The sequence below is a fragment of the Pseudomonas sp. LH1G9 genome (genome assembly GCF_002949975.1).
In the GTDB taxonomy this organism is placed as follows: domain Bacteria; phylum Pseudomonadota; class Gammaproteobacteria; order Pseudomonadales; family Pseudomonadaceae; genus Aquipseudomonas; species Aquipseudomonas veronii.
This window is the reverse complement of the sequence record NZ_CP026880.1, coordinates 3,003,673-3,024,810: the sequence shown is the minus strand read 5'-3', so window position 1 is coordinate 3,024,810 and position 21,138 is coordinate 3,003,673. Positions and strand designations below refer to the sequence as shown.

Below are 21,138 nucleotides of genomic sequence, written 5' to 3'. Positions count from 1 at the left end.
TTTGGGAGTGTCCTCATGAACGTGATTCTCTCCGATGCGGAGTTCCTGCAGTTTCGCACTCTCATTCATCAAATCGCCGGCATCAGCCTGTCGGATGCCAAAAAACAGTTGGTGAGCGCTCGGCTCGCCAAGCGCCTGCAAGTGTTCAAGCTCAATACCTACGGCGCGTACTACAAAGTGCTGATGAAGGACGCGACGGAACTACAAGTGGCGGTCGATATGCTGACCACCAACGAAACCTACTTCTTCCGCGAGCCCAAGCATTTTGATTTCCTGCGCGATGTCGCACTGCCCGAACTGCGTGGCAGCGGGCCTTTGCGTGTATGGAGCGGCGCCTGCTCGAGCGGTGAAGAGCCCTACACCCTGGCCATGGTCCTGGCGGACAGCCTCGGCGGCCGGCCCTGGGAAATCGTCGCATCGGATATCAGCAGCCGGGTACTGGAAACGGCCCGCCAGGGGCGCTACCCCCTCGAAGGCACGCGCGGCATTCCCCAAGCGTTGCTCAACAAATATTGCCTCAAAGGCGTCGGCGCCAACCACGGTTGCTTCATGGTCGAACCGGCGCTGGCGTCGAGGATCGATTTCCAGGCCATCAACTTGAACAATCCGCTGCCGAAACTGGGAATGTTTGACGTGATCTTCCTGCGCAACGTGATGATCTATTTTGACAGCGAGACCAAAGTGCAAGTGGTCAAGCGCCTGGTCAGCCACCTCAAGCCCGGCGGCTATTTCCTGGTCAGCCATTCGGAAAGTCTCAATGGCGTGACCGATGAACTGCGACTGGTCAAGCCTTCGATCTATCGGAGGCCGCATGCCTGACACCCCACCGTCCCGCGAGGTGTACCTGAATCCCGGCGAGTGGTTTTTCGGTTCAGGCGCCATTCGGCTGCGCACCGTGCTGGGCTCATGCGTTGCATTGGTGGTCTGGCATCCGCGGCGCTTGTTGGGCGGCATGTGCCACTACCTGTTGCCGCGGCGCGCAGTGAACAGATCGGCTGCACTGGATGGTCGCTACGGCGATGAGGCGCTCCAATTGCTGCTCGGCCGAATGCACGCGATCAAGGTGCCGCCGACGGAGTTCAGAATCAGCGTGTATGGCGGCGGGGATATGTTTCCGGGGCTGGCGCGTTCGGACAATCACTACGTTGGCCAGCGCAATGTCGAGCAAGCCAGGCACCTGCTCGATTCGCATCATTTGCGGTGTCACAACTTTCATGTGGAAGGCGTGGGTTATCGAACCGTGGTGTTCGATCTGGCCAATGGCAACATCGAACTCAACTACCTGGCCCTGCATTGGCCACTCAGCAGCCCTCATGGAGAGCGTGCGATATGAGCCTTATCAAAGTACTGATCATTGACGACTCCGCGGTGGTTCGCCAGGTGCTGACGGCGACCCTTGGGCAAGACCCGGCCATTGAAGTGATCGGCGCGGCGGCGGACCCGGTGTTCGCCATGGACAAGATGAATAAGCAATGGCCGGACGTCATCGTGTTGGACGTCGAGATGCCGCGGATGGATGGTATTACGTTCCTCAAGAAACTGATGGCCGAACATCCGACGCCAGTGGTCATCTGCTCCACGCTGACCGAGAAGGGCGCGGCCACCACCATGCAAGCGCTGGCGGCCGGTGCGGTGAGTATCGTGACCAAGCCGCAACTCAATTTGCGTCAGTTCCTGACCGACAGTTCCGATGAATTGGCCGGTGCCGTCAAGGCCGCAGCCCGTGCCAACATGAAACGCATGGTGCCGTCCAGCGAGCGAGCCCCGGTCAAGCTGACTGCCGACGTCATACTGCCGGCGAGCACGCAGGCCATGGCGCGCACCACCGAAAACATCGTCGCCATTGGTACGTCCACCGGCGGCACGCAAGCCCTGGAGCTGGTGCTGACTGCCTTGCCCAGGGTGTGCCCGGGAATCGTGATCGTGCAGCACATGCCGGAACACTTCACCGCGGCATTTGCCGAGCGGCTCAACCGCCTGTGCGAGATCGAAGTCAGGGAGGCGAAAAATGGCGACCGAGTCATTCCCGGTTGTGCGTTGATTGCTCCCGGCGGCAGGCACATGTTGCTCAAGCGCAGCGGCGCCCAATACCTGGTTGAAATCGTTGATGGGCCCCCTGTCAGCCGGCACCGCCCTTCGGTGGACGTGCTGTTTCGTTCGGTCGCCCGCAGCGCCGGCGGCAACGCGCTGGGCATCATCATGACGGGCATGGGGGACGATGGCGCTCGCGGGTTGAAGGAGATGCACGACAACGGCGCGCTGACGCTGGGCCAGAATGAAGAGTCGTGCGTGGTGTACGGCATGCCTAAGGAGGCCTTCAAGCTCGGTGCGGTGGAGCGCGAGTTGCCGCTCGAACAAATTCCAGCCGCGATTCTGCAGTCCATGCACCTGCGCCGCTGACGGTTGATGCTGGTGAACCGAGGTTTTTTGCGCGCCTGGGTCGGGTTGGGCGGCGAGGGGGCTGGCTGCGCCGAAACGGCTTGGGAAGGTGATGAGTTCCGTATCTCAGCAGATGCTCTTCCTACCTGGGCGCTGGAAACTTTCAGCGCGATCAGGAACCGACTCCCACAGTTCTGCCACACAGGATAAGCCTGCTTCCGCTGGTTTTCTTGACGATTTGTCGATCGTCGGGGCGCCTGGAGCGCTGAGGCAAGGCGTCTGATCAAACCGAACTGGAGAACTAAATGTCGGCATCAGTATTCATGCAGTCTGTCGCTCACTCCTCTGATGACAAGTCTTTCAGAGACCCCATGTCCATTGCCGAGCGGTCTATGAGCTCATCGGCCAGCCAGAGCCTGTTCTGGGATTCGTATCACTTCGGCTCAGCATTCGGCAGCACGTCGTCGCGCCCGTACTTCGGCCACGGTCATTATCACTCGGGGCCGCCGCAACGTCCGCTGCCCGATAATGTGCGCCCGAACCCCGGCCCACCGCCGCGCCCAACCCCCGAGCGGCCGGACCCGCATTACTCCAAGCAAAGCAATCAGCAACTGGCCCAGGCGCTGCTGAGCAATTACGGCGCGTTCAGGGAAGGGCATTTTTCGCGGCAAGTCACCCTCGAAAGCCTGAAGAAAATGGCCGAGCGACCGTTGACCGGCAACCCGCAGATGGACGCCAATATCCGCCTGGCGAAGGAACTGCTGCGGCGTCCCGAGCTGGTACGCGCGCTCGATCGAAACATGAGCACCGGTGCTTCGGATGGCCGCTTGTCCAGGGACGACATTATGAGCGTCATCGGTTCCGATAACCCCTTTAAACTCAAAGACGACAAACAACTGATCAAGGAAATGCTCGGCCATTTCCAACAGTTGAAGGGCAACGGTCGGGGCGACAGCATCAAGCTCGACAAGCTCAAAGAGTTTGCGGCGCAGGCGTTGACGGGCAATCCCTTCACTGACCATCTCATCCAATTGGCCAAGGAAGTCATGGCCCGTTCGATTCTGCAGGGGCGGATGGACAATGTTGACGAGTGGCAGCGCGACGGCAAGATTTCGCGACGCGAACTGCTGAAACTGCTGCGTTAACTCTGGCATAGCCGAATGCCGCGTCACTCGCGGCATAGGTTGGTAAGCGTAGTGAGCAGGAAGCACCACTTCAGTCAGGGAGGAAGGGTTTTACCACGAAGAGATTGCCATCGGCCGTTGAATGGCTGCCGGTGTCTTCACCTACCGAATCAGGTCTGGACTATGAATTCGACATCCTTTGAATCTCAGCCCTCCCAGTACACGGTTGCGAGCCTGGCGATGCCTGCACGGGAAGCAGGCCTCCCAAGCACATCCCGTTCGCAGGCACTCAACCTCATGTCTTCGCCGAAGTTCAGCTTCAGGGCGCCCACCGCCGAAGACTTCGATAAAGGTTCTCGAACATTCACGGAGGAACCGTTGTCCAGCCCTGTGTTTTCCACGCTCGCCGGGTTATGGCACAAGTTGTCTTGCCGTCTGGCCAATGACACCGAGCGGCATCTGGGCTAACCACTGAACCGTTCTGCCAGGCACAGCGCTGCGGACGGGAAACGATAAGGCAGGGAAGAAACGATCAGGCGTACATGAGCTACTTGAAGGATTCAGGCCGCTCATGTCCTTTGCTCATACCCGCAGTATTTTGCCGCTGACCGCCACCGCTGCGAGCAATCCCCCGATCAACAGGAAGGCAGTCGCCAGGCTGCTGCCATGGGCAATGAAACCGATCACCGCGGGCCCCGCGAGAATACCGGCATAGCCGAGGGTGGTGATGGCCGGCACGGCGATGTGTTCCGGCATGACGGTCTGCTTGCCGACAGCGGTGTAGAGCACCGGGACGATATTTGAACATCCGGCGCCGACCAGCGCATAGCCCAGCAGGGACATGGCCCAGGCCGGTGACAGGGTCGCGAGGAAGATCCCGGCCGCCGCCAGCGCCCCGCCGGTGACGATCACCCGGGCAGCCCCCAGTCGACGGACAATCCGGTCGCCGGTCAGGCGCCCGGCGGTCATGGTCAGGGCAAAGGCCGCATAACCCAGGCCGGCGTAGGCTTCATCCAGGCCGCGTTCGGCGCTGAGGAACACCGCGCTCCAGTCGAGCACGGCGCCTTCGGCCAAAAACACGATGAAACACAAGCCGCCGATAAACAGCACCACGCCGTGGGGAATGGCAAACGGCGGCCCGGCGCTTTCACTGCCGTAGGGCAACCAGTGGGGGGCGGCCTTGAACAGCGCCAGCGCCATGATGACGATCACCACCAGGGTCGCCTGCAGCGGCGAAAACCCCAGCCCCAGCAACCCGGAAACCCCCGCTGCGCCGACGATGCCGCCCAGGCTGAACAACCCATGGAAGCCCGACATCATGGTTTTGCCGCTGGCGCGCTCGACGATCACCGCTTGCAGGTTGACCGTGGAGTCGACCGTACCCAGGCCCGCGCCGAACAGGAACAGACCGGCCATCAGCAACGGGATCGAACTGACCGTGGCGAGCATGGGCAACGCCAGGCAGATCAGGACCGTCCCGGCGCTCAGTACGCGCCGGCAACCATAGCGCGAGGCCAGTGCGCCGGCCACCGGCATGGCGATGATCGAGCCGCCCCCCAGACACAGCAGCAACAGGCCCAGGGTGCCCTCGTTGAGTTCGGCGCGGGCCTTGGCATACGGCACCAACGGCGCCCAGGCGGCGATGCCGAAGCCGGCGATGAAGAAGGCGATGCGCGTCGACATTTGCTCCAGCCGCCCGGGAACCACGGGCGCTGGGGTGGGGATGGCAGTCATGGAGAATCCTTGGTTTTGCGTTCAACGAACGATGTCCGGCGCGACATCCTTACACATCAAGCCTGATCGAGCGAGCCAGGTTCACGCGGCGTTCGCGCTGGCGACGGGTTTTATTTTCGCCAGCACGGAACGCTCTGGACACTGGCTGCCACCTAGAGGACATCGACGTGTAGGAGGTGGTCTGGAAGGTGCGTAATCCCCGTGAGAATTGCTGAACCCCAGGCTTCCTGCGGCGGATGACGCACCTTCCAGACCACTTCCCACGCGCCGACCGTTCTGTAATACGCTGCTGCTTCTGTGTGCAGACGATTGGACGGACGAAGCGATGAAGGACTTTCAGCCAGGCGACCCCACGACCCGGTTCTACGATGCCCGCGGCAATATCTATGGGGTGGTCAGCCCGGCCTGTTTGCGTCGCCACGGGGTCGAGGTGCCCGACACTGCGGCCCTCGCGGCGAGCCGGCGCGACGCTTGGGCACTGCCGGCCATTGCCGCCGAATGTGGCTGGGGGCCTTCGCCGCGTCCGGCCGGCGCCAAGGCGCACCGTTGTGATGGGTTGTTGGTCGGGCCGTTCCAGGCGGCGCCGCCGTTCGACCTGTTGATCGTCAACACTGACGGCTCCCTTGCGGAGCGCAGTGGCAATGGCCTGACCATCTTTGCTCAGGCGCTGAGCGATCAGGGCTTGATGACGCAGGGCTGCGAGCTGCGGGTGCATCACGATAAACAGGATGCGAAGTCGCCGCTGGCCACCTATGTCGAACCGGCACTGCACGAGCAGGTGCGTGGGTTCTGGCTGGCGTTGGGGCAGCCGGCGTTCGGCCCGCTGGCGGTCGGCGCGGACCTGCCTGGCGCCGAAGAAGGGGCGTTCAGCCATGTGCCCGCGCTGGCGGCGATCAACCCGGCATGGACGCGCAGCCAGTTTGTGCGGGTGGGCAACCCCCATTGCGTGACGTTGGTGTACCAGGCCGCTGCGCTGCCGGACAATCTGCCGATGCACCAGAGCGCACTGTTCGAGCCCTTGCAGGCGATTGCATTTGCGCCACCTGCCGGGCGTGGCCAGCCCTGTGTGGCCGGGGTCAACTTGCAATGGGCTGCCCAGGCGTCCGGCAATCGAGTGCTTGCGCGGGTGTTCGAGCGGGGAGAGGGGCCGACGGCGTCCTCCGGGACCAGCGCCTGTGCCGTGGCGTGCGCCGCGTGGCGCGCCGGTTGGGTCGCGGGCGGGGAGGTCGCGGTGGTGATGCCGGGCGGTACGGTGCCGGTTCGGTTGCAGATTCAGGATGCGACAGTGCTGAGCGTCAGCCTGTTCGGGGCTGCGCGGCCGCAGCTCGATGCGGGGCCGCGCGGCTGATCGCGTCGAGTCGTATTAGCGGCTGTCCATCGAACCCCGCGTGCTACAAAAACGTCACCTGCGCCGGCTGGCGCTTCATCAACACCTTGCCGTTGCGGATCGAGTACAGCGCCAGGCCCTGGCTGCGAATCACCTCATAGTCGCTGTCGGCCGAGAGGATCAACAGGTTGGCCGGCCGGCCGGGTTCCAACCCATAGCGATCGCCGAGGGCCATGGCCTTGGCGCTGTTGTCCGTGACCAGGTCCAGGGCGTTTTGCAGGTTGCGGTAGCCGAGCATGTGGCAGATGTGCAACCCGGCTTCGAGCACCCGCAGGATGTTGCCGTTGCCCAGGGGGTACCAGGGATCGACGATGGAGTCCTGACCGAAGCACACGTTCATGCCGGCTTCCAGCAGTTCGTTGACGCGGGTGACGCCGCGCCGTTTCGGGAAACTGTCGAAGCGCCCTTGCAGGTGAATGCTTTCGGTGGGGCAGGAGACGAAGCTGATGCCGGAATGCCCGAGCAGGCGGAACAGTTTGGCGCAGTAGGCGTTGTCGTAGGAACCCATGGCCGTTGTGTGGCTGGCGCTGACGCGGGCGCCCATGTCGCGGCTGCGCGCTTCTTCGGCGAGCACTTCGAGGAAACGCGAGTGCGGGTCGTCGGTTTCGTCGCAATGCACGTCGACCAGGCAGCCGCTGCGTTCGGCCAGGTCCATCAGGAACTTCACCGAACTCACGCCCTGGTCGCGGGTGTATTCAAAGTGGGGGATGCCGCCGATCACGTCGGCGCCCAGGCGGACGGCTTCTTCCATCAGCTCGCGGCCGTTGCGGTACGACTCGATGCCCTCCTGGGGAAAGGCGACGATTTGCAGGTCGATCAGGTGCGCAGTGTCCTCGCGCACTTCGAGCATGGCTTTGAGCGCGGTGAGGTCCGGGTCGGTGACGTCGATGTGGGTACGCACATGCTGGATACCGTGGGCGGCGAGAGCCTGGATGGTTTTCCTGGCGCGGGCCTTGGTGTCTTCGTGGGTGATGGTGGCTTTGCGTTCGCCCCAGCACTCGATCCCTTCGAACAGGGTGCCGCTCATGTTCCAGCGCGGCTCGCCGGCGGTGAGGGTGGCGTCGAGGTGGATGTGCGGTTCGACGAAGGGCGGTATCACCAGGTTGCCGGCCGCGTCGAGGTCGTCAGGCCCCGCCGTGGGGGCTGTGGTTTGCGGCGTGATGCTGGCGATCCGGCCGTGTTCCAGGTGCAGATCATGCAGGCCTTCACGGTTGCGCAGGCGGGCGTTGATGATGTGCATGGGCAAGTTCCTCTTGGCTAAAAACAATCAGGCAGACAGCCGCCAGATCATCAGCGCGATGCCGATGTCCAGGCGGTCATACGAATTATCCAGCCTCAGCCCGCACAGGGCTTCGATGCGCTGGACGCGGTGCGTCAGGGTATTGCGGTGGACGGCCAGGCGCTGCGCGGCGGCCACAAGGTTACCATTCTCGTGGAACCAGGCTTCGAGGGTCGGCAGCAGGCTTGGGCCATGGTGCAGGTCGTGGCGCAGCAACGGGCCCAGGCGGTCATTGAGAAACTGGTCGAGCAGCGCACGATCGCGCACGCCGCTGAGCAGCTTCAATACGCCCAGTTCGTCATACACGCAGAGCCCGGCGCGTTCGCTGAAGCGCCGCGCGGCGGCCAACGCCTGGCGCGCTTCATCCTGCGCCTGGGCCAGGCGCGCCGGCGGGTGGGCGGCGGCGCTCAGGCCGATGAACAGTTTCAGCGGCGCCAGGCGCAGGTTCAGCGGCTTCAACCAATTGGCCAGTTGCTCCCGGTTAGCCAGCGCCGCGACGGCATCGGCGGCCGGCAGCAGCAACGTCCATTGGCCGGCGCGCCCGAGTACCGGCACCGCGGCCGACAACTGCCGCAAGCGCCGGGTAATGCTGTCGTGTTGCCGCGCCAACTGCGCTTCCATCTGCGCGGCCTCGCCCTGGGCAAATAACGCGTCGCTGCCCTCCAACTGCAACTGCACGATTTGCCAATGGCCGGCCAGGGGCATGCCCAACTGGGCGGCGCGGTGCAGCAGCAGATCCAACGATTGATAGTCACCGGCCAGCAACCGCTCCAGCACATCGTGCCGCGAGCGGCCCAATTGTTCGGACTGGATCAACGCTGAACCGATCGCCTGGGTCACCAGCACCATTTTCAGTGAGTAAGGCTGTTCGATCAGCGGCATGTCGGCGGCTTCGGCGGCGTCCAGCAAGCGCTGGGGAATCGCCTGGATATAGGCCGGCCCGGTGAGAATCACCAACCCGGCCACCTGACGCAGGCAGGCTTCCTCCAGCAGTTGCAGCAAATTCGCTTCGTCCCGTGGGTGATTGATACCGGTGACGAACACCAGTTCGCCCCCCAGCACCCACTCGGCGATGCCGCTGTTCTCTGCGACATACGGCCAGCGCACGGCATTCTCCAGGCCCGCCGCCCCGGCGCGCAGGCACAGGGAATCCAGCCCTGGCAGGGCGAGCACATCGGCAATGGTCAGGCTCATGCCTGTGCGTCAGCCAACGGTGCCCGCACACGCAGTACGGCGCTGAGTAACATGTAGGTCAGCGACGCGGCCACGATCCCCACCAACGGCGCCACCCAGGGCGAATTGAACGCCAGTACGGTGCCCACGGCGTAGGCGGTCAGCCCCGGCCAGTTGAACGCCGGCAGGCGCGCATCGGCCAGGCGTGGATAGCGGCCGCGGTAGCGATAGAAAAAGTCCGCCATGATCACCCCGCCAATCGGTGGAATTACCGTGCCCAGCAGGATCAGGTAGGGCACCAGCATGTCGTACATGCCGAGCAGCGCCAGCAGCGTGCCGATCACCGCACCTGCCAGGGTCACCGTCTTGCGGCGGCGGGTGCGCAGCAGGTTGCAACCGGCCACGGCGAAGTTGTAGATGGTGTTGTCCTGGGTGCTCCAGATATTGAGCAGCAACATCGCCATCGCGGCCGTGGCAAAGCCTTGCAGCAGCAACACCTCCACCACGTCGGGCTGTTGATAGACGATGGCGCCATAAGCCCCGATCAGCACCATCAAGCCATTGCCGACAAAAAAACCGATCAGGCTGGCGAGCACCGCGACCTTGGCCGAGCGCGAAAAGCGCGTCCAGTTGGTGGCCTGGGTCGCGCCGCTGACAAAGGTGCCGAACACCAGGGTGATCGCCGTCGACACGTCCAGTTCCGACGTCGGCACCACCGCCAGCAAGCCTTGCAGCCCGCCGACTTTCACCGTGGCGACCCACATCGACAGGCACAACAGAATGCCCATGGCCGGAACCGCGATGTAGGACAGAATCTCCAACCCGCGATAGCCCACGTAGGCCGTGGCGCAGAACAGCAGGCCAAACAGCACCATCAGCACCAGCACGCTGCCCTGGCTCAGCTCGAAATATTTGCCCAGCACCACGGCGGCGGTGGCGGTGCCCCAGGCGTACCAGCCGATCTGGGTGAAACCGAGGATCAAATCACTGAGCTTGCTGCCGACTTCGCCAAAACAGAAGCGCCCCATCAGCACCGAGTTCAGGCCGCTCTTGAACGCGATGTAACCCAAGCCTGCGGCATAAATGCCCAACAGCAGGTTACCCAAGGCCACGACGCCGAGCATGTCGACGAAACTGAATGCCACGCCCAGCTTGCCGCCGGCAAACATGGTCGCGGTGAAAAAGGTGAAGCCCAGCAGCACCATGGCGGTGGACGCCAGGCCCTTGCGTGCGTGCATCGGGACTTCGCTGAGGGGGTAATCGTTGCCCGGTTCTTGCTGCGTCATGTGCCTTGCTCCCTGAATGAGTGACGCAGGCCTATTGCACCGCGCGTGCCAATTGAGCAGCAGTGACGGGCGCACGGTGGGTGTTGTGCAGTATGCACAGGATTTATCGCCAGACAGGCGCGGAACGCGGGCGGGAGTGGTCGCGGTGCCCAATCGGGCACGAAAGCGGTACAGCGGTGATACAAATTGGATCAGTCGAACAGCGTCAGCGTGGTTTCGCCGCGATGAAACGCAAAGGCCGCCTCGAGATCGCTTTCGATGGTGCGCCCACGGGACAGCGGCGGCAGGTCGTCGAGGGCGAAAAAGCCCACCTCGGTGGTTTCGAACCCGGCCGTCGGCGCCAGTTGGTCGACCCGTTCACACAGGAAATACAGCTTGTAGAAGTCCCGCACATCCGGGCGATACAAGCCCTTGGCCTTGTGCGTGACGCTGTAGAGCGCCCGCGCCGTCACCGTCAGCCCGGCTTCCTCGCGGATCTCCTTGACGATGTTTTCTGCGGCCGACAGACCGATATCGGCATAGCCCCCCGGCAGCGCCCAGCAACCATCGGTCGCCTCGCGCACCAGCAGAATGCGCTCGCCGTCGATCACCGCGCCGCGGACATCGATCATTGGCGTCGAATAGCGCTGGGCGAAATCCGGGACCAGCCCGCTGATGCGCTCCAGCGGCACATTGCCCAATTGCGCGAGCATGCTGTGGGCGATCTCGGCAATTTCTTCCAGGCGCTCGCGTTCGAAGTCGTCGGTGCAAAAGTGCAGCCCCGTGGACGCCAATGCCTGCAAGCGTTTGGCCTGGGCCAGCCAGGTGTTTTCCATGGGGCGCTCCCGCAGGGCGTTGACGTGAGGGTTACTCGCCGCGATAGATGCAGCCGCTGGTGCAGGTTTCATGGATGCGAATCGCGCTGAGTTCCGGCAGCAGGGGCTTCAATTCGGTCCAGATCCATTTGGCCAGTACTTCGCTGGTGGGGTTTTCCAGGCCGGGGATGTCGTTCAGGTAGTTGTGGTCGAGGCGTTCATAGAGCGGCTTGAAAATCGCCTTGATCTCCGAGAAGTCGCGAATCCAGCCGGTATGGGGGTCCAGGTCGCCGCTCAGGTGGATCGCCACCTTGAACGAATGCCCATGCAGGCGCCCGCATTTGTGGCCGTCTGGCACGTGGGGCAGGCGGTGGGCGGATTCGAATGTAAATTCCTTGAAGATTTCCACAGTATTTTTCAGCTCGGTCAGGTTTCTGGCAGGCGGCGAGTTTAACAGCTACATCGCGCCTCGCGCATACCGCTGGGTCAAAGCGCCTGCAAGCGCTCGCCCAGGCCACCCTGGTCGGCCAGTTGCAGAAACTCATCGCCCAGGCGCCGGCTCTCGCTCATTGCGGTTTGCCAGTATTTGTTGCGAGTCGCGTCATCGCCCAGAAAGCGCTTGAAGTCGCTGCGGTCCGGCAGTTTGCCGTGGGGCAGGCGGGCCAGGTAGTCCTTCGACGGCGCCAGCAGCAACACGTCCTGCAAGCCTTGTTGATTGCTGCGTCGCCACGGCAGGCCCTTGTCGAACCAGCCGGGGATGACCCGGTCGGTGAAGTGCGGGTACAGCACGATGTCATCGCCGTGGTAGGGCAGGTCGAGGTGGTAATCCAGCAGGCCGCCGTCGCGGTAGGTGCCGGCACCGGCGCCAGGCAGGTCGCGCACGCCTTGCATCACCAGGGGAATCGAGCCGGACGCCAGCAGCGCCTGGCGCAGGTTGCCCAAGTTCAGGTCGAGGAAGCGCGACGGAAAATCCCGCAGCGCATGCACCGGCGGCGCCTGGCGCGGGTCATGGATGATCAGCCGCTCGAAATGCCGCGACAGCCGCGCGCGGCCGCGCAGGTTGTCGGCAATCACCGACGACAGGCCCAGGCCCAGCCGCCCGCGGTGGTCATCGGCGAGCAGGCCGTGGCTCTTGACCACCATGATGTTCAGCCGATAGTCGGGGTTGTCCAGTACCCGCGCATCGCGCCCGGCCAGCAGGTCATCGAGCATGCGCCGGCAGCTCTGGCTGACCTCGGCCATGGTCACGCCTTTGGCGAAGCGTTGTTCGTTGTACAGGCGGCCGAGGTCGAGCAGGCCTTGCACCGGGTCGGGCAGGCAGGCGCTGGCAAACCGCCAGGAACCGATGGAGGCACCGATCAGCGCACGTTCGCGTGGCGCGCGGGGCAGCCACTCGCCGAACAGCGCCAGGTCCAGGCCCTGGATGCCCAAGGCCTTGGGCCCGCCTGCCGCACCGGGAAGGATACCGACATCGGCAGGCTTGAGGCCTTGCTCGCGAATGCGCGCAAAGGCGCGTTTGCCGGCCTTGAGGGTCAGGACGGGAAACTTGATGTGGATGGCTGTCATACCGGTCTCTGTTGAAGCGAGCGGGGCAGTATAGAAAATCTCGCCGGGTGAAGGAAAACGCGGGTGACGCGAATTGCCATGGTGGCAATTCAGTTTCAGTTAAGTTGCCACGGATACGCTGGCGGGCGTAGGACAAATATCGTGAAACGGAGACTCAGCATGAAGCGTCTTACAATGCTGGTCGCCGCCGGGTTCATTGCCTCTTTGGCGGCACAGGCCCAGGCAGCCGACCCCGACAAGTCACTCCGCGGGCCCGGCACTGTTACTATTGTCGCCTTCGATCAACTGGACGCCACGGCCCTGGCCTTGCATCCCGGTTCGACCCTGCTGGACACCGACCTGGACGAGGTCTACGGCAAGTACCTCTACGAGGTCGAACTGGAGGATGTCGACGGCATCGAATGGGAGGTTGAATTGGACGCGCTCACCGGGCATGTGCTCAAGAATCATCAGGATACGTAATGAAGGTATATCGACGCGCCGCTGGTTGGGCGGGGCTGGTGCTCCTGGCGTTTTGCTCAAGCCTGTCAGCCCGCGACCTCAACCAGGACGAAGCCTTGGCACTGCGCCAGCAGGGGGTGATCCTGCCGCTCGAGCAACTGTTGCAGCAGGCCATGGCGCGCCACCCCGGCTCGCGGCTGCTGGAGGCCGAGCTTGAGAAAAAGGACGAGCAATATGCCTATGAGGTGGAACTGGTGACGACCGACGGTGTGGTGCGCGAGATCAAACTCGACGCCACCAGCGGTGCGCTGATCAAAGACGAGGAAGACTGATGCGCCTGCTGTTGGTGGAAGACAACGTACCGCTGGCCGATGAACTGCTGGCCGGCCTGCAGCGCCAGGGCTATGCCGTCGATTGGCTGGCCGATGGGCGCGATGCCGCGTACCAGGGCCGCAGCGAACCCTATGACTTGATCATCCTCGACCTCGGCCTGCCCGGCTTGCCCGGGCTCGAGGTGTTGGCGCAATGGCGCGCGGCCGCGCTGGCCACCCCGGTGCTGATCCTCACCGCGCGCGATTCCTGGGCCGAGCGCATCGAAGGGCTCAAGGCCGGCGCCGACGATTACCTGAGCAAACCGTTTCACCCCGAAGAACTGCACCTGCGTGTCCAGGCGCTGTTGCGCCGCTCCCATGGCCAGGTCAACCAGCCGACCTTGCAAGCGGCCGGCCTGCAGTTGGATGAAGGGCGCCAATGCGTGCTGCGCGACGGCGACGAAATCCAACTGACCGCCGCCGAGTTTCGCTTGCTGCGCTATTTCATGTTGCACCCGCAACAGATCCTGTCGAAAAGCCATCTGGCCGAGCATTTATATGACGGTGAGACCGAGCGCGATTCGAATGTGCTCGAAGTCCACGTCAACCACCTGCGCCGCAAATTGGGCCGCAGCGTGATCGAAACCCGGCGCGGCCAGGGTTACCGGTTCGGCGCCAGTCCTGCATGAAGTCGATCCAGCGGCACCTGAGCCTGGGGCTGATCAGCGTGATGGTGGTGGTCGGCGTGGTGCTGGCGCAAACCAGCCTGTGGTTGTTCGAAGCCGGTTTGCAGCGCTATTTGGAGGCCGGCCTGCGCAACGACAGCGAGAACCTGCTGGTGGCGCTGGTGCGCGGGCCGAATGGCGTGCAACTCGACGAGCAACGCCTGGCGCCGGCCTATCAGCGGCCGTTCTCGGGGCACTATTTCCGTATCGATTTCGCCGACACCCACTGGCGCTCCCGCTCGTTGTGGGACCAGGAGCTGCCACGCCTGCCCGCGGCCGGGCTCAAGGGCAATCTGCAACTGGGGCCGGAAGGCCAGCAACTGTTGGTACTGCGTTCGGACTACAAGCGCTTCGGCCAATTGATTTCCATCAGCGTGGCCCAGGACTACACGCCCGTGCGCGAAAGCTTTCGGCTGATGCGTCAGATCGGCCTGGTGCTGGGGGTGGCGGCCCTGTTGCTGGTGTTGATCCTGCAACGGGTCACGGTCCGTCGCGCCTTGCGCCCGCTGGAAGTTGCGCGCAACCAGATCGCCCAGCTGCAACAGGGCCAGCGCTCGCAACTCGACACCCAGGTGCCGCAGGAGCTGGAACCGCTGGTGGCGCAGATCAACCACCTGCTGGCTCACACTGAAGACAGCCTCAAGCGTTCACGCAATGCCCTGGGCAACCTCGGCCACGCGCTGAAAACCCCGCTGTCGGTGCTGTTGAGCGCGGCGTCGAGCGAAGCGCTCAAGGACCAGCCGCGCTTGCGCACGCTGCTGCGCGAACAGCTTGAACAGGTGCAACAGCGCCTCGACCGCGAACTCAACCGCGCACGCCTGGCCGGCGACACCCTGCCCGGCGCCTTGTTTGATTGCGCGAACGAACTGCCGGGCCTGCTGGCGACCCTGAACATGGTCCACGGCGACCACCTGGACTTGAGCCACCACGTCGTCCCTGGCCTGCAATTGCCCTGGGACCGCGAAGACCTGCTGGAGCTGCTCGGCAACCTGCTGGACAACGCCTGCAAATGGGCGGATGCGCAGGTGCGCCTGAGCATCGGCGAGACGCCGCACAGTTACCTGCTGGCAGTGGAAGACGACGGCCCCGGTATTCCCGAAGCCCAGCGCGACCGGGTGTTCAGCCGTGGTACGCGCCTGGACGAGCAGACCGACGGCCATGGCCTGGGCCTGGGGATCGTGCGCGATATCGTTGAGGTGTGGGGCGGGGTGTTGCAGTTGCAGGAAAGCCAACTGGGCGGGCTCAAGGTGCTGATCGAGCTGCCCAAACGCTGAGGTCGATCAAAAAGGGGGGGGAGGGGCTTACCCCGGTGCAGACCGGAGACATCCTTTACGTTTGAAACCGCGATCAAAAGTGTGGGAGGGGGCTTGCCCCCGATAGCGGTGAATCAGTCGATGTAGCCTTTGACTGACCCACTGCAATCGGGGGCAAGCCCCCTCCCACATTGGATTTCCTTCAGCGTTGGTGTCGGTTACTCACACCTGGAAATGATCCATCAACCCCTGTTGCTGATTGGCCAGGTGGTTCAACGCCTGGCTGACGCGCGCCGATTCGTTGGCCTGTTCCGACAGCGACTCGGTGACATCGCGGATTGTCGCCACGTTGCTGTTGATCTCTTCGGCCACCGCGCTTTGCTCTTCGGCGGCACTGGCGATCTGTAGGTTCATGTCGCTGATCACTGTGACTGCGGCGCCGATCTGGCGCAGGGCGGTGACCGCCTCGCCGACTTGTTCGACGCTGCTCTGGGCCTGGCGATAGCTGTTGCCCATGGCGCCGACCACATCGGTGGTGCCGCTTTGCAGTTGCTCGATCACCAGGCGGGTTTCTTCCACCGACTCCTGGGTACGACGCGCCAGGTTGCGCACTTCGTCGGCGACCACGGCAAACCCACGGCCGGCCTCACCGGCCCGGGCCGCTTCGATGGCGGCGTTGAGGGCCAGCAGGTTGGTCTGCTCGGCGATGCCGCGAATCACTTCGAGCACCGAACCGATCTGCGCACTGTTGGTCGCCAGGCCTTCAACCTGGGTCATGGCGGTGCTCATGTCCGCCGCCAGATGGCCGATGTTGGTGGTGGTGCGGTCGATCACCTGCAGGCCGTCACGGGTGGCCTGGTCGGCATCGCGTGCGGCTTGGGCGGCCTGGGCCGCACTGCGGGCGACGTCCTGGGCGGTGGCGCTCATTTCATGGGAGGCGGTGGCCACCTGGTCGACCTGGCGGTATTGCTGCTCCATGCCGGCGCTGGTTTCGCTGGCGATCGCGGCGGATTGGTCGGCGGTGCCGCGGGCGTCCTGCACCGAGCGTTTGACCTCAGCGATGATCGGCTGCAGTTTGTCGAGGAAGCGGTTGAACCAGCCGGCCAGTTGCCCCAACTCGTCCTGTTTGGCGTAGTCCAGGCGGCGGGTCAGGTCGCCTTCGCCGCTGGCGATGTCTTCGAGCATGTGCGCCACGCTCAGGATCGGCCGGGTCACGCTGCGCGCCATCAGCCACACCAGCCCCAGGCCGATCACGGCGGCGAGCAGGCCCAGGCTCAACTCGAGCAGGGTGCCGCGGGCGTTGTCGGCGTCCAGTTGCGCTTTGAGCGCTTCGGCCGGGCCCACCAGGATTTTTTCCGGCACATCCAGCAACACGCCCCACGGCTTGCCGCCGGGGATCGGCGTGAACGGTGCCAGGACCTTGAGTCGATGGTCGGCACGCAGGCTGCTGATCCGCGTACTGCCGGCCAGGGCGCTGAGCAATTGCGCGCCGCTGGCGGTGTCGACCTGGTCCAGGCGCTGGCTGAGCTTGCTCGCATCCGGGCTGTAGCCGGCCAGCAAGCCGGTGGCGCTGAGAATGCTGACCTGGGTCTGGCCGTCATACAGCGTGTGGCTCGCCTGCTGGCTCACCGCCTGCAGGCTGTTGAGGTTGATGTCCACCGACAGCGAGGCAATGACTTTGCCATTCACCATCAGCGGGAACACGAGGCTGGTCATCAGTACGTTTTGGCCGTCGATGACATAGAAGTACGGTTCGATCACACACGGTTTGAGGGTGGTGCGCGGGCAGGTGAACCAGGCATTGGCCTTTTCCCCGCTCGGGCCGACGCTGGTGTCGGACATGTCGCTTTCGGGCAGCGACATGGCGGTGAGTTTGCCGGGCGTCGGCTGTGACCAATAGAGGGCGAATCGGCCTTTGTCGTTGCTGCCCAGCTCTGGCTGGTTGACGAACAGCTCATCCTTGCCGTCCAGGGCATTGGCTTCGAACACCAGGGACAAGCCGAGCAGGTCGGGGTTGGCCTGCAAGGCGGCCTTGACCTGGCGGGTCAAGTCTTCACGGGTGTCGAAGGCGTCAAGGAAGCGCTTTTCCGCCTGTTCGCGCAGGAACAGCACCTGGCGGGAAAACCCGTGACCGTATTGATAGGCATCCATGAACTGCTGGCGGATGCCCAGCGCCTGCGCTTCGCCCTGGGCTTCGATACGCGCCCGGGCCGCTTCGTCGAGCATGTGCATGCTGGAGGCTTTGACCTGCTGCGAACTCTGTTCCATGCGATACAGCGACAGACCCACCAGCAGGGTCACGATCCCCAGCAGGCAGAGGCCGGCGAGCAGGGTGATTTTCCATTGAATGGACAGCTGTCTGAGGGACATCGCGGAGCATCCTTTACCTGAAAACATAGAGAGCCTTTATATCGGCGGCTATGTTTTTTTCTTTATTCAAACGTTCAATTTAAATTTGCAGGCGGCGCCGTTTTTTGACATGCGACCGCGCCTGCTGCAAAGTGCGCGCCCTCTAATAAGACCTCCTTCCAGCCTGCTCACCGGCAGTCATCCTCCATGGCCGCGCGGGTGCGGGCATGCCTGTATTTTGTTTTTTGCTTGAGGTAACCATGATTAACGCAGTCATCGCCGCGGTCGGCACCATGCTGGTGCTCAGCCTGTCCCGCGTGCATGTGGTCATCGCCATCATCGTCGGCGCCCTGGTGGGCGGGCTGACCGGTGGCCTGGGCATCGACGCCACGCTCCAGGCCTTCAACGGTGGGCTGGGTGGTGGCGCGACAGTGGCTTTGTCCTACGCATTGCTCGGCGCTTTCGCGGTGGCGATTGCCAAGTCCGGCCTGGCCCATGCCCTGGCGGACAAGGCGTTGCTGCTGGTCGATCGCCAGGAAGCCAGCGGCGGCAGCCATGTCAAATGGCTACTGATCGGCCTGCTGTGGGTGGTGGCGATCGCCTCGCAAAACATCCTGCCGATTCATATCGCGTTTATCCCGCTGCTGGTGCCGCCGTTGCTGTATGTGCTGACCAAACTGCAACTGGACCGTCGCCTGATCGCCTGCGTGATGACCTTCGGTTTGATCACGCCCTACATGTTCCTGCCGGTGGGCTTCGGCAACATCTTTCTCAACCAGATCCTGCTGGCCAACGTGGCCAAGAGCGGCGTGGACATCAGCCAGGTCAACGTGACCCACGCCATGGGCCTGCCAGCGCTGGGCATGGTGGTCGGCCTGCTGGTGGCGGTGTTTGTCAGCTACCGTAAAAAGCGCGTGTACGACCTGGAGAAAATCGAGCGGGTCGAACAGGTTGCGGTGCAATACAACCCGCTGACCCTGCTGGTGGCTGGCCTGGCGATCGCCTCGGCGTTCATCATTCAGTTGTGGTTGGACTCGATGATCATCGGCGCCCTGGCCGGGTTCCTGATTTTCTCGGTATCGGGCATTGTGCGCTGGCGCGAGACCGACGACCTGTTCACCGAAGGCATGAAGATGATGGCGATGATCGGCTTCATCATGATCGCCGCTTCAGGCTTCGCCGAAGTGCTCAAGGCCACCGGAGACGTGCGCTCGCTGGTGGAAACGTCGGCGGCGCTCATCGGCCATAGCCGTGGGATCGGGGCGTTGCTGATGTTGCTGGTGGGGCTGCTGGTGACCATGGGCATCGGTTCGTCGTTTTCCACGGTGCCGATCCTGGCCGCGATTTTCGTGCCGCTGTGTGTGCAACTGGGCTTCAGCCCGCTGGCCATTGTGTGCATCGTCGGCACGGCCGGCGCCTTGGGCGATGCCGGTTCGCCGGCGTCGGATTCGACCCTGGGCCCGACGTCCGGCCTGAATATCGACGGCCAGCACCACCACATCTGGGACACCGTGGTGCCGACATTCCTGCATTACAACATCCCGCTGCTGGTGTTTGGCTGGGTGGCGGCGATGACGCTCTGACGAGGTCGTCCTACAGAATCCGCGCAACTGGCCGTTAACCTCTCAAGCCGCCACTAATAAGAGAGAAAAGCCATGCGTCTGAGCCTGAAGGTCAAAGTCCTGTGCCTGGCCATCGTGCCGGTGCTGTTGTTTGCGTTGGTGATCAGCCTGACCACGGTGTGGATCCTCAAGGGGCAAGCGCGCAACGAGGTGGATGAGACCCGCCAGCACCTGCTCGACGCCGCCAAGGCCACTCTGCAGAGTTATGTGGAAGTGGCCATGACCACTATCAAGCCGCTCTACGACGCCGCCGCCCCGGGCGATACGGCGGCGCGTGCCGAGGTGGTCAAGCTGCTGTCCAATACCAGCTACGGCAAGGATGGCTACTTCTTCGGCTACGACTCCGAAACCATCCGCCTGTTCAAGGGCAACAGCCCGGACGGCGTGGGCAAGAGCTTCAAGGACAACCGCGACCCGAATGGCGTCTACGTCAACCGCGACCTGGTCAAGGTCGGCAAGGACGGCACCCACTACCTGCAATACAGCTCGACCCAGCCCGGCCAGACCGAACTGGTGCCCAAGCTCGGCTACACCGAGTACCTGCCCAAGTGGGACATGGTCATCGGCACCTCGGTCAACCTGGATGGCATCGATGCCCAGGTGGCGGTGGTCGAGGCCAAGGTCAAGAAACGCATGGAGGGCGTATTGCTGAGTATCTTCGGTGTGGCCGTGCTGGTGCTGCTGGTGATTGCGGCGGCGGGCATGGTCCTGGCCAATACCATCCTGCGTCCGCTGCACCTGATGAAAGCCAACCTCGACGATATCGCTGCCGGTGAGGGCGACCTGACGCGGCGCCTGGCTATCACCAGCCAGGATGAGCTGGGCGATCTGGCCGGGGCCTTCAACCGGTTTGTCGAAAAGATCCACGGTTTGGTGCGCCAGATCACCGAAATGACCGCGCAACTCACCGGGCTGGTGGGCCAGGTGTCCGACCAGGCGCAGCGTTCGGAGCAGGCCATGGAGCGTCAGCGTCACGAGACCGACCAGGTGGCCACCGCGATCAATCAAATGTCTTCCGCCGCCCAGGAAGTGGCGCGCAGTGCCCAAGGCGCTTCCGTGGCTGCGCAACAGACCGACGCCGAGGGCCAGGCTGCCAAGCGCGTGGTGGACGGCAGCATCGCGCAGATCCATGCGTTGGTGAACGATATCCGCAGCAGCGGCGTGTCCCTCGACAGCTTGCAGCAGGATGTGTCGTCGATTGTCAGCGTGCTCGGCGTTATCCGCTCGATTGCCGAGCAGACCAACCTGTTGGCCCTTAACGCCGCGATCGAAGCGGCGCGGGCGGGGGAGGCCGGTCGCGGCTTTGCCGTGGTCGCCGACGAAGTGCGTGCCCTGGCCAGTCGTACCCAGACCAGCACCCAGGAAATCCAGGGCATGATCGACCGCCTGCAAAAAGGCACCGTCGCCGCCGTGGAGGCCATGCGCCGCTCCAGCGATGCCGGGGACGGCACCTCGGCCCAAGCCAACGAAGCCGGGGCGTCGCTGGACACCATGGCGCAGTTGATCGGCACCATCAACTCGATGAACGCGCAAATTGCCAGCGCCGCCGAAGAACAGACCGCCGTGGCCGAAGAGATCAACCGCAGCGTGCATCAGATTGCCGTGGCGGTCGACAGCGTGGCCGATGAAACCCAGTTGGGCGCCCAGACGTCGCGCAGCCTGGCCGACCTCGGCCAGCGCTTGGGCCAACTGGTGGCCCAGTTCAGGATCTGAGG

Annotated in this window: 20 protein-coding genes and 2 pseudogenes; 13 read left to right on the top strand and 9 right to left on the bottom strand. The window is 63.5% G+C overall.

The genetic code is table 11. The annotated features are described in order from the left end of the window. Window positions 1–15: 15 nt before the first annotated feature. The 4 genes from C5F70_RS13840 (at window position 16) to C5F70_RS30820 (ending at window position 3,524) form a co-directional block, all read left to right on the top strand. Window positions 16–819 (top strand): protein-glutamate O-methyltransferase CheR, encoded by an 804-nt coding sequence (locus C5F70_RS13840; RefSeq protein WP_017847000.1) that lies wholly within the window; start codon window positions 16–18, stop codon window positions 817–819. Next, window positions 812–1,333: a chemotaxis protein CheD gene (locus tag C5F70_RS13835; RefSeq protein WP_104903551.1), complete on the top strand. Its 522-nt coding sequence runs from the start codon at window positions 812–814 to the stop codon at window positions 1,331–1,333. The genes C5F70_RS13840 and C5F70_RS13835 overlap by 8 nt, the downstream gene beginning before the upstream one ends. Beyond that, window positions 1,330–2,400: a chemotaxis response regulator protein-glutamate methylesterase gene (locus tag C5F70_RS13830; RefSeq protein WP_017847002.1), complete on the top strand. Its 1,071-nt coding sequence runs from the start codon at window positions 1,330–1,332 to the stop codon at window positions 2,398–2,400. Before C5F70_RS13835 ends, C5F70_RS13830 begins: the two co-directional genes overlap by 4 nt. Before the next feature lie 371 nt (window positions 2,401–2,771). After that, a complete protein-coding gene (locus tag C5F70_RS30820; RefSeq protein ID WP_017847003.1) occupies window positions 2,772–3,524 on the top strand; it encodes a hypothetical protein in 753 nt (250 codons plus the stop codon). Window positions 3,525–4,085: 561 nt separating this feature from the next. Here the strand turns inward: C5F70_RS30820 and C5F70_RS13815 are convergent. Further along, entirely contained in the window at window positions 4,086–5,237 is a 1,152-nt protein-coding gene (locus C5F70_RS13815; protein ID WP_102618293.1) for an MFS transporter, read from the bottom strand. Window positions 5,238–5,562: 325 nt separating this feature from the next. On the opposite strand from C5F70_RS13815, the gene C5F70_RS13810 reads away from it, so the two are divergent. Then, window positions 5,563–6,585, top strand: coding sequence for a diaminopimelate epimerase (locus C5F70_RS13810; protein WP_102618292.1), 1,023 nt, complete (start codon window positions 5,563–5,565; stop codon window positions 6,583–6,585). A gap of 43 nt (window positions 6,586–6,628) precedes the next feature. Here C5F70_RS13810 and codA read toward each other — a convergent pair whose 3' ends face one another. The 6 genes from codA to C5F70_RS13780 form a co-directional block, all read right to left on the bottom strand. Continuing rightward, complete coding sequence (codA, locus tag C5F70_RS13805) at window positions 6,629–7,864, bottom strand: cytosine deaminase (protein WP_104903550.1); 1,236 nt, start codon at window positions 7,862–7,864, stop codon at window positions 6,629–6,631. 27 nt (window positions 7,865–7,891) lie between these two features. Next, entirely contained in the window at window positions 7,892–9,097 is a 1,206-nt protein-coding gene (locus C5F70_RS13800; protein WP_046384045.1) for a PucR family transcriptional regulator, read from the bottom strand. Further along, window positions 9,094–10,362, bottom strand: coding sequence for a cytosine permease (gene codB, locus C5F70_RS13795; RefSeq protein ID WP_104903549.1), 1,269 nt, complete (start codon window positions 10,360–10,362; stop codon window positions 9,094–9,096). The genes C5F70_RS13800 and codB overlap by 4 nt, the downstream gene beginning before the upstream one ends. Before the next feature lie 191 nt (window positions 10,363–10,553). Next, window positions 10,554–11,177, bottom strand: a complete 624-nt coding sequence (locus C5F70_RS13790) for an NUDIX hydrolase (RefSeq protein ID WP_017847009.1) — start codon at window positions 11,175–11,177, stop codon at window positions 10,554–10,556. Window positions 11,178–11,208: 31 nt separating this feature from the next. After that, window positions 11,209–11,565 (bottom strand): 6-carboxytetrahydropterin synthase QueD, encoded by a 357-nt coding sequence (gene queD, locus C5F70_RS13785; RefSeq protein ID WP_017736453.1) that lies wholly within the window; start codon window positions 11,563–11,565, stop codon window positions 11,209–11,211. A gap of 77 nt (window positions 11,566–11,642) precedes the next feature. Next, entirely contained in the window at window positions 11,643–12,722 is a 1,080-nt protein-coding gene (locus C5F70_RS13780; RefSeq protein WP_104903548.1) for a hypothetical protein, read from the bottom strand. 159 nt (window positions 12,723–12,881) lie between these two features. Between C5F70_RS13780 and C5F70_RS13775 the strand changes: the two genes are divergently transcribed. The 4 genes from C5F70_RS13775 to C5F70_RS13760 are packed head-to-tail and all read left to right on the top strand — an operon-like array spanning window position 12,882 to window position 15,473. Further along, window positions 12,882–13,184 carry a PepSY domain-containing protein gene (locus tag C5F70_RS13775; RefSeq protein WP_104903547.1) on the top strand — a complete coding sequence of 101 codons (303 nt, stop codon included), beginning with the start codon at window positions 12,882–12,884 and terminating at the stop codon, window positions 13,182–13,184. Continuing rightward, a complete protein-coding gene (locus C5F70_RS13770; protein WP_017847012.1) occupies window positions 13,184–13,495 on the top strand; it encodes a PepSY domain-containing protein in 312 nt (103 codons plus the stop codon). Before C5F70_RS13775 ends, C5F70_RS13770 begins: the two co-directional genes overlap by 1 nt. Further along, window positions 13,495–14,163, top strand: coding sequence for a response regulator transcription factor (locus C5F70_RS13765; protein WP_017847013.1), 669 nt, complete (start codon window positions 13,495–13,497; stop codon window positions 14,161–14,163). Before C5F70_RS13770 ends, C5F70_RS13765 begins: the two co-directional genes overlap by 1 nt. Continuing rightward, on the top strand, window positions 14,160–15,473 hold the full coding sequence (locus C5F70_RS13760) for a sensor histidine kinase (protein WP_104903546.1): 1,314 nt from the start codon (window positions 14,160–14,162) through the stop codon (window positions 15,471–15,473). The genes C5F70_RS13765 and C5F70_RS13760 overlap by 4 nt, the downstream gene beginning before the upstream one ends. A 201-nt stretch (window positions 15,474–15,674) precedes the next feature. Here the strand turns inward: C5F70_RS13760 and C5F70_RS31535 are convergent, their stop codons facing one another. Together C5F70_RS31535 and C5F70_RS31530 are read right to left on the bottom strand one after the other, a co-directional pair. Then, window positions 15,675–16,379: a methyl-accepting chemotaxis protein gene (locus C5F70_RS31535; RefSeq protein ID WP_371920073.1), complete on the bottom strand. Its 705-nt coding sequence runs from the start codon at window positions 16,377–16,379 to the stop codon at window positions 15,675–15,677. Between the two features lie 201 nt (window positions 16,380–16,580). Then, window positions 16,581–16,637: pseudogene (locus C5F70_RS31530) on the bottom strand (hypothetical protein); the annotation flags it as partial. Window positions 16,638–17,799: 1,162 nt separating this feature from the next. Between C5F70_RS31530 and C5F70_RS30600 the strand changes: the two are divergent. The 4 genes and pseudogenes from C5F70_RS30600 to C5F70_RS31520 all read left to right on the top strand — a co-directional run bounded on the left by C5F70_RS30600 (window position 17,800) and on the right by C5F70_RS31520 (window position 21,136). After that, complete coding sequence (locus C5F70_RS30600) at window positions 17,800–18,054, top strand: hypothetical protein (protein ID WP_158683858.1); 255 nt, start codon at window positions 17,800–17,802, stop codon at window positions 18,052–18,054. A gap of 10 nt (window positions 18,055–18,064) precedes the next feature. Continuing rightward, the gene (locus C5F70_RS13750; RefSeq protein ID WP_162231498.1) at window positions 18,065–19,384 is read left to right on the top strand and encodes a Na+/H+ antiporter family protein; all 1,320 of its coding nucleotides are present in this window, start codon (window positions 18,065–18,067) and stop codon (window positions 19,382–19,384) included. A gap of 72 nt (window positions 19,385–19,456) precedes the next feature. Beyond that, window positions 19,457–20,230: pseudogene (locus C5F70_RS31525) on the top strand (cache domain-containing protein); the annotation flags it as partial. Between the two features lie 84 nt (window positions 20,231–20,314). Further along, window positions 20,315–21,136, top strand: a complete 822-nt coding sequence (locus tag C5F70_RS31520; RefSeq protein WP_370737509.1) for a methyl-accepting chemotaxis protein — start codon at window positions 20,315–20,317, stop codon at window positions 21,134–21,136. The last annotated feature ends 2 nt before the right edge of the window (window positions 21,137–21,138 follow it).

What these genes read in the sequence shown, in the direction of transcription:
- C5F70_RS13830 (WP_017847002.1), top strand. Translation starts at nt 1,330, where the DNA reads ATGAGCCTTATCAAAGTACTGATCATTGACGACTCCGCGGTGGTTCGC.
- C5F70_RS13810 (WP_102618292.1), top strand. Translation starts at nt 5,563, where the DNA reads ATGAAGGACTTTCAGCCAGGCGACCCCACGACCCGGTTCTACGATGCC.
- C5F70_RS13815 (WP_102618293.1), bottom strand. Translation starts at nt 5,237, where the DNA reads ATGACTGCCATCCCCACCCCAGCGCCCGTGGTTCCCGGGCGGCTGGAG.
- C5F70_RS13840 (WP_017847000.1), top strand. Translation starts at nt 16, where the DNA reads ATGAACGTGATTCTCTCCGATGCGGAGTTCCTGCAGTTTCGCACTCTC.
- C5F70_RS13780 (WP_104903548.1), bottom strand. Translation starts at nt 12,722, where the DNA reads ATGACAGCCATCCACATCAAGTTTCCCGTCCTGACCCTCAAGGCCGGC.
- C5F70_RS30820 (WP_017847003.1), top strand. Translation starts at nt 2,772, where the DNA reads ATGAGCTCATCGGCCAGCCAGAGCCTGTTCTGGGATTCGTATCACTTC.
- C5F70_RS30600 (WP_158683858.1), top strand. Translation starts at nt 17,800, where the DNA reads ATGGACAGCTGTCTGAGGGACATCGCGGAGCATCCTTTACCTGAAAAC.
- C5F70_RS13790 (WP_017847009.1), bottom strand. Translation starts at nt 11,177, where the DNA reads ATGGAAAACACCTGGCTGGCCCAGGCCAAACGCTTGCAGGCATTGGCG.
- C5F70_RS31520 (WP_370737509.1), top strand. Translation starts at nt 20,315, where the DNA reads ATGACCGCGCAACTCACCGGGCTGGTGGGCCAGGTGTCCGACCAGGCG.
- C5F70_RS31535 (WP_371920073.1), bottom strand. Translation starts at nt 16,379, where the DNA reads ATGAGCGCCACCGCCCAGGACGTCGCCCGCAGTGCGGCCCAGGCCGCC.
- codA (WP_104903550.1), bottom strand. Translation starts at nt 7,864, where the DNA reads ATGCACATCATCAACGCCCGCCTGCGCAACCGTGAAGGCCTGCATGAT.
- C5F70_RS13765 (WP_017847013.1), top strand. Translation starts at nt 13,495, where the DNA reads ATGCGCCTGCTGTTGGTGGAAGACAACGTACCGCTGGCCGATGAACTG.
- C5F70_RS13770 (WP_017847012.1), top strand. Translation starts at nt 13,184, where the DNA reads ATGAAGGTATATCGACGCGCCGCTGGTTGGGCGGGGCTGGTGCTCCTG.
- C5F70_RS13760 (WP_104903546.1), top strand. Translation starts at nt 14,160, where the DNA reads ATGAAGTCGATCCAGCGGCACCTGAGCCTGGGGCTGATCAGCGTGATG.
- C5F70_RS13835 (WP_104903551.1), top strand. Translation starts at nt 812, where the DNA reads ATGCCTGACACCCCACCGTCCCGCGAGGTGTACCTGAATCCCGGCGAG.
- codB (WP_104903549.1), bottom strand. Translation starts at nt 10,362, where the DNA reads ATGACGCAGCAAGAACCGGGCAACGATTACCCCCTCAGCGAAGTCCCG.
- C5F70_RS13800 (WP_046384045.1), bottom strand. Translation starts at nt 9,097, where the DNA reads ATGAGCCTGACCATTGCCGATGTGCTCGCCCTGCCAGGGCTGGATTCC.
- C5F70_RS13775 (WP_104903547.1), top strand. Translation starts at nt 12,882, where the DNA reads ATGAAGCGTCTTACAATGCTGGTCGCCGCCGGGTTCATTGCCTCTTTG.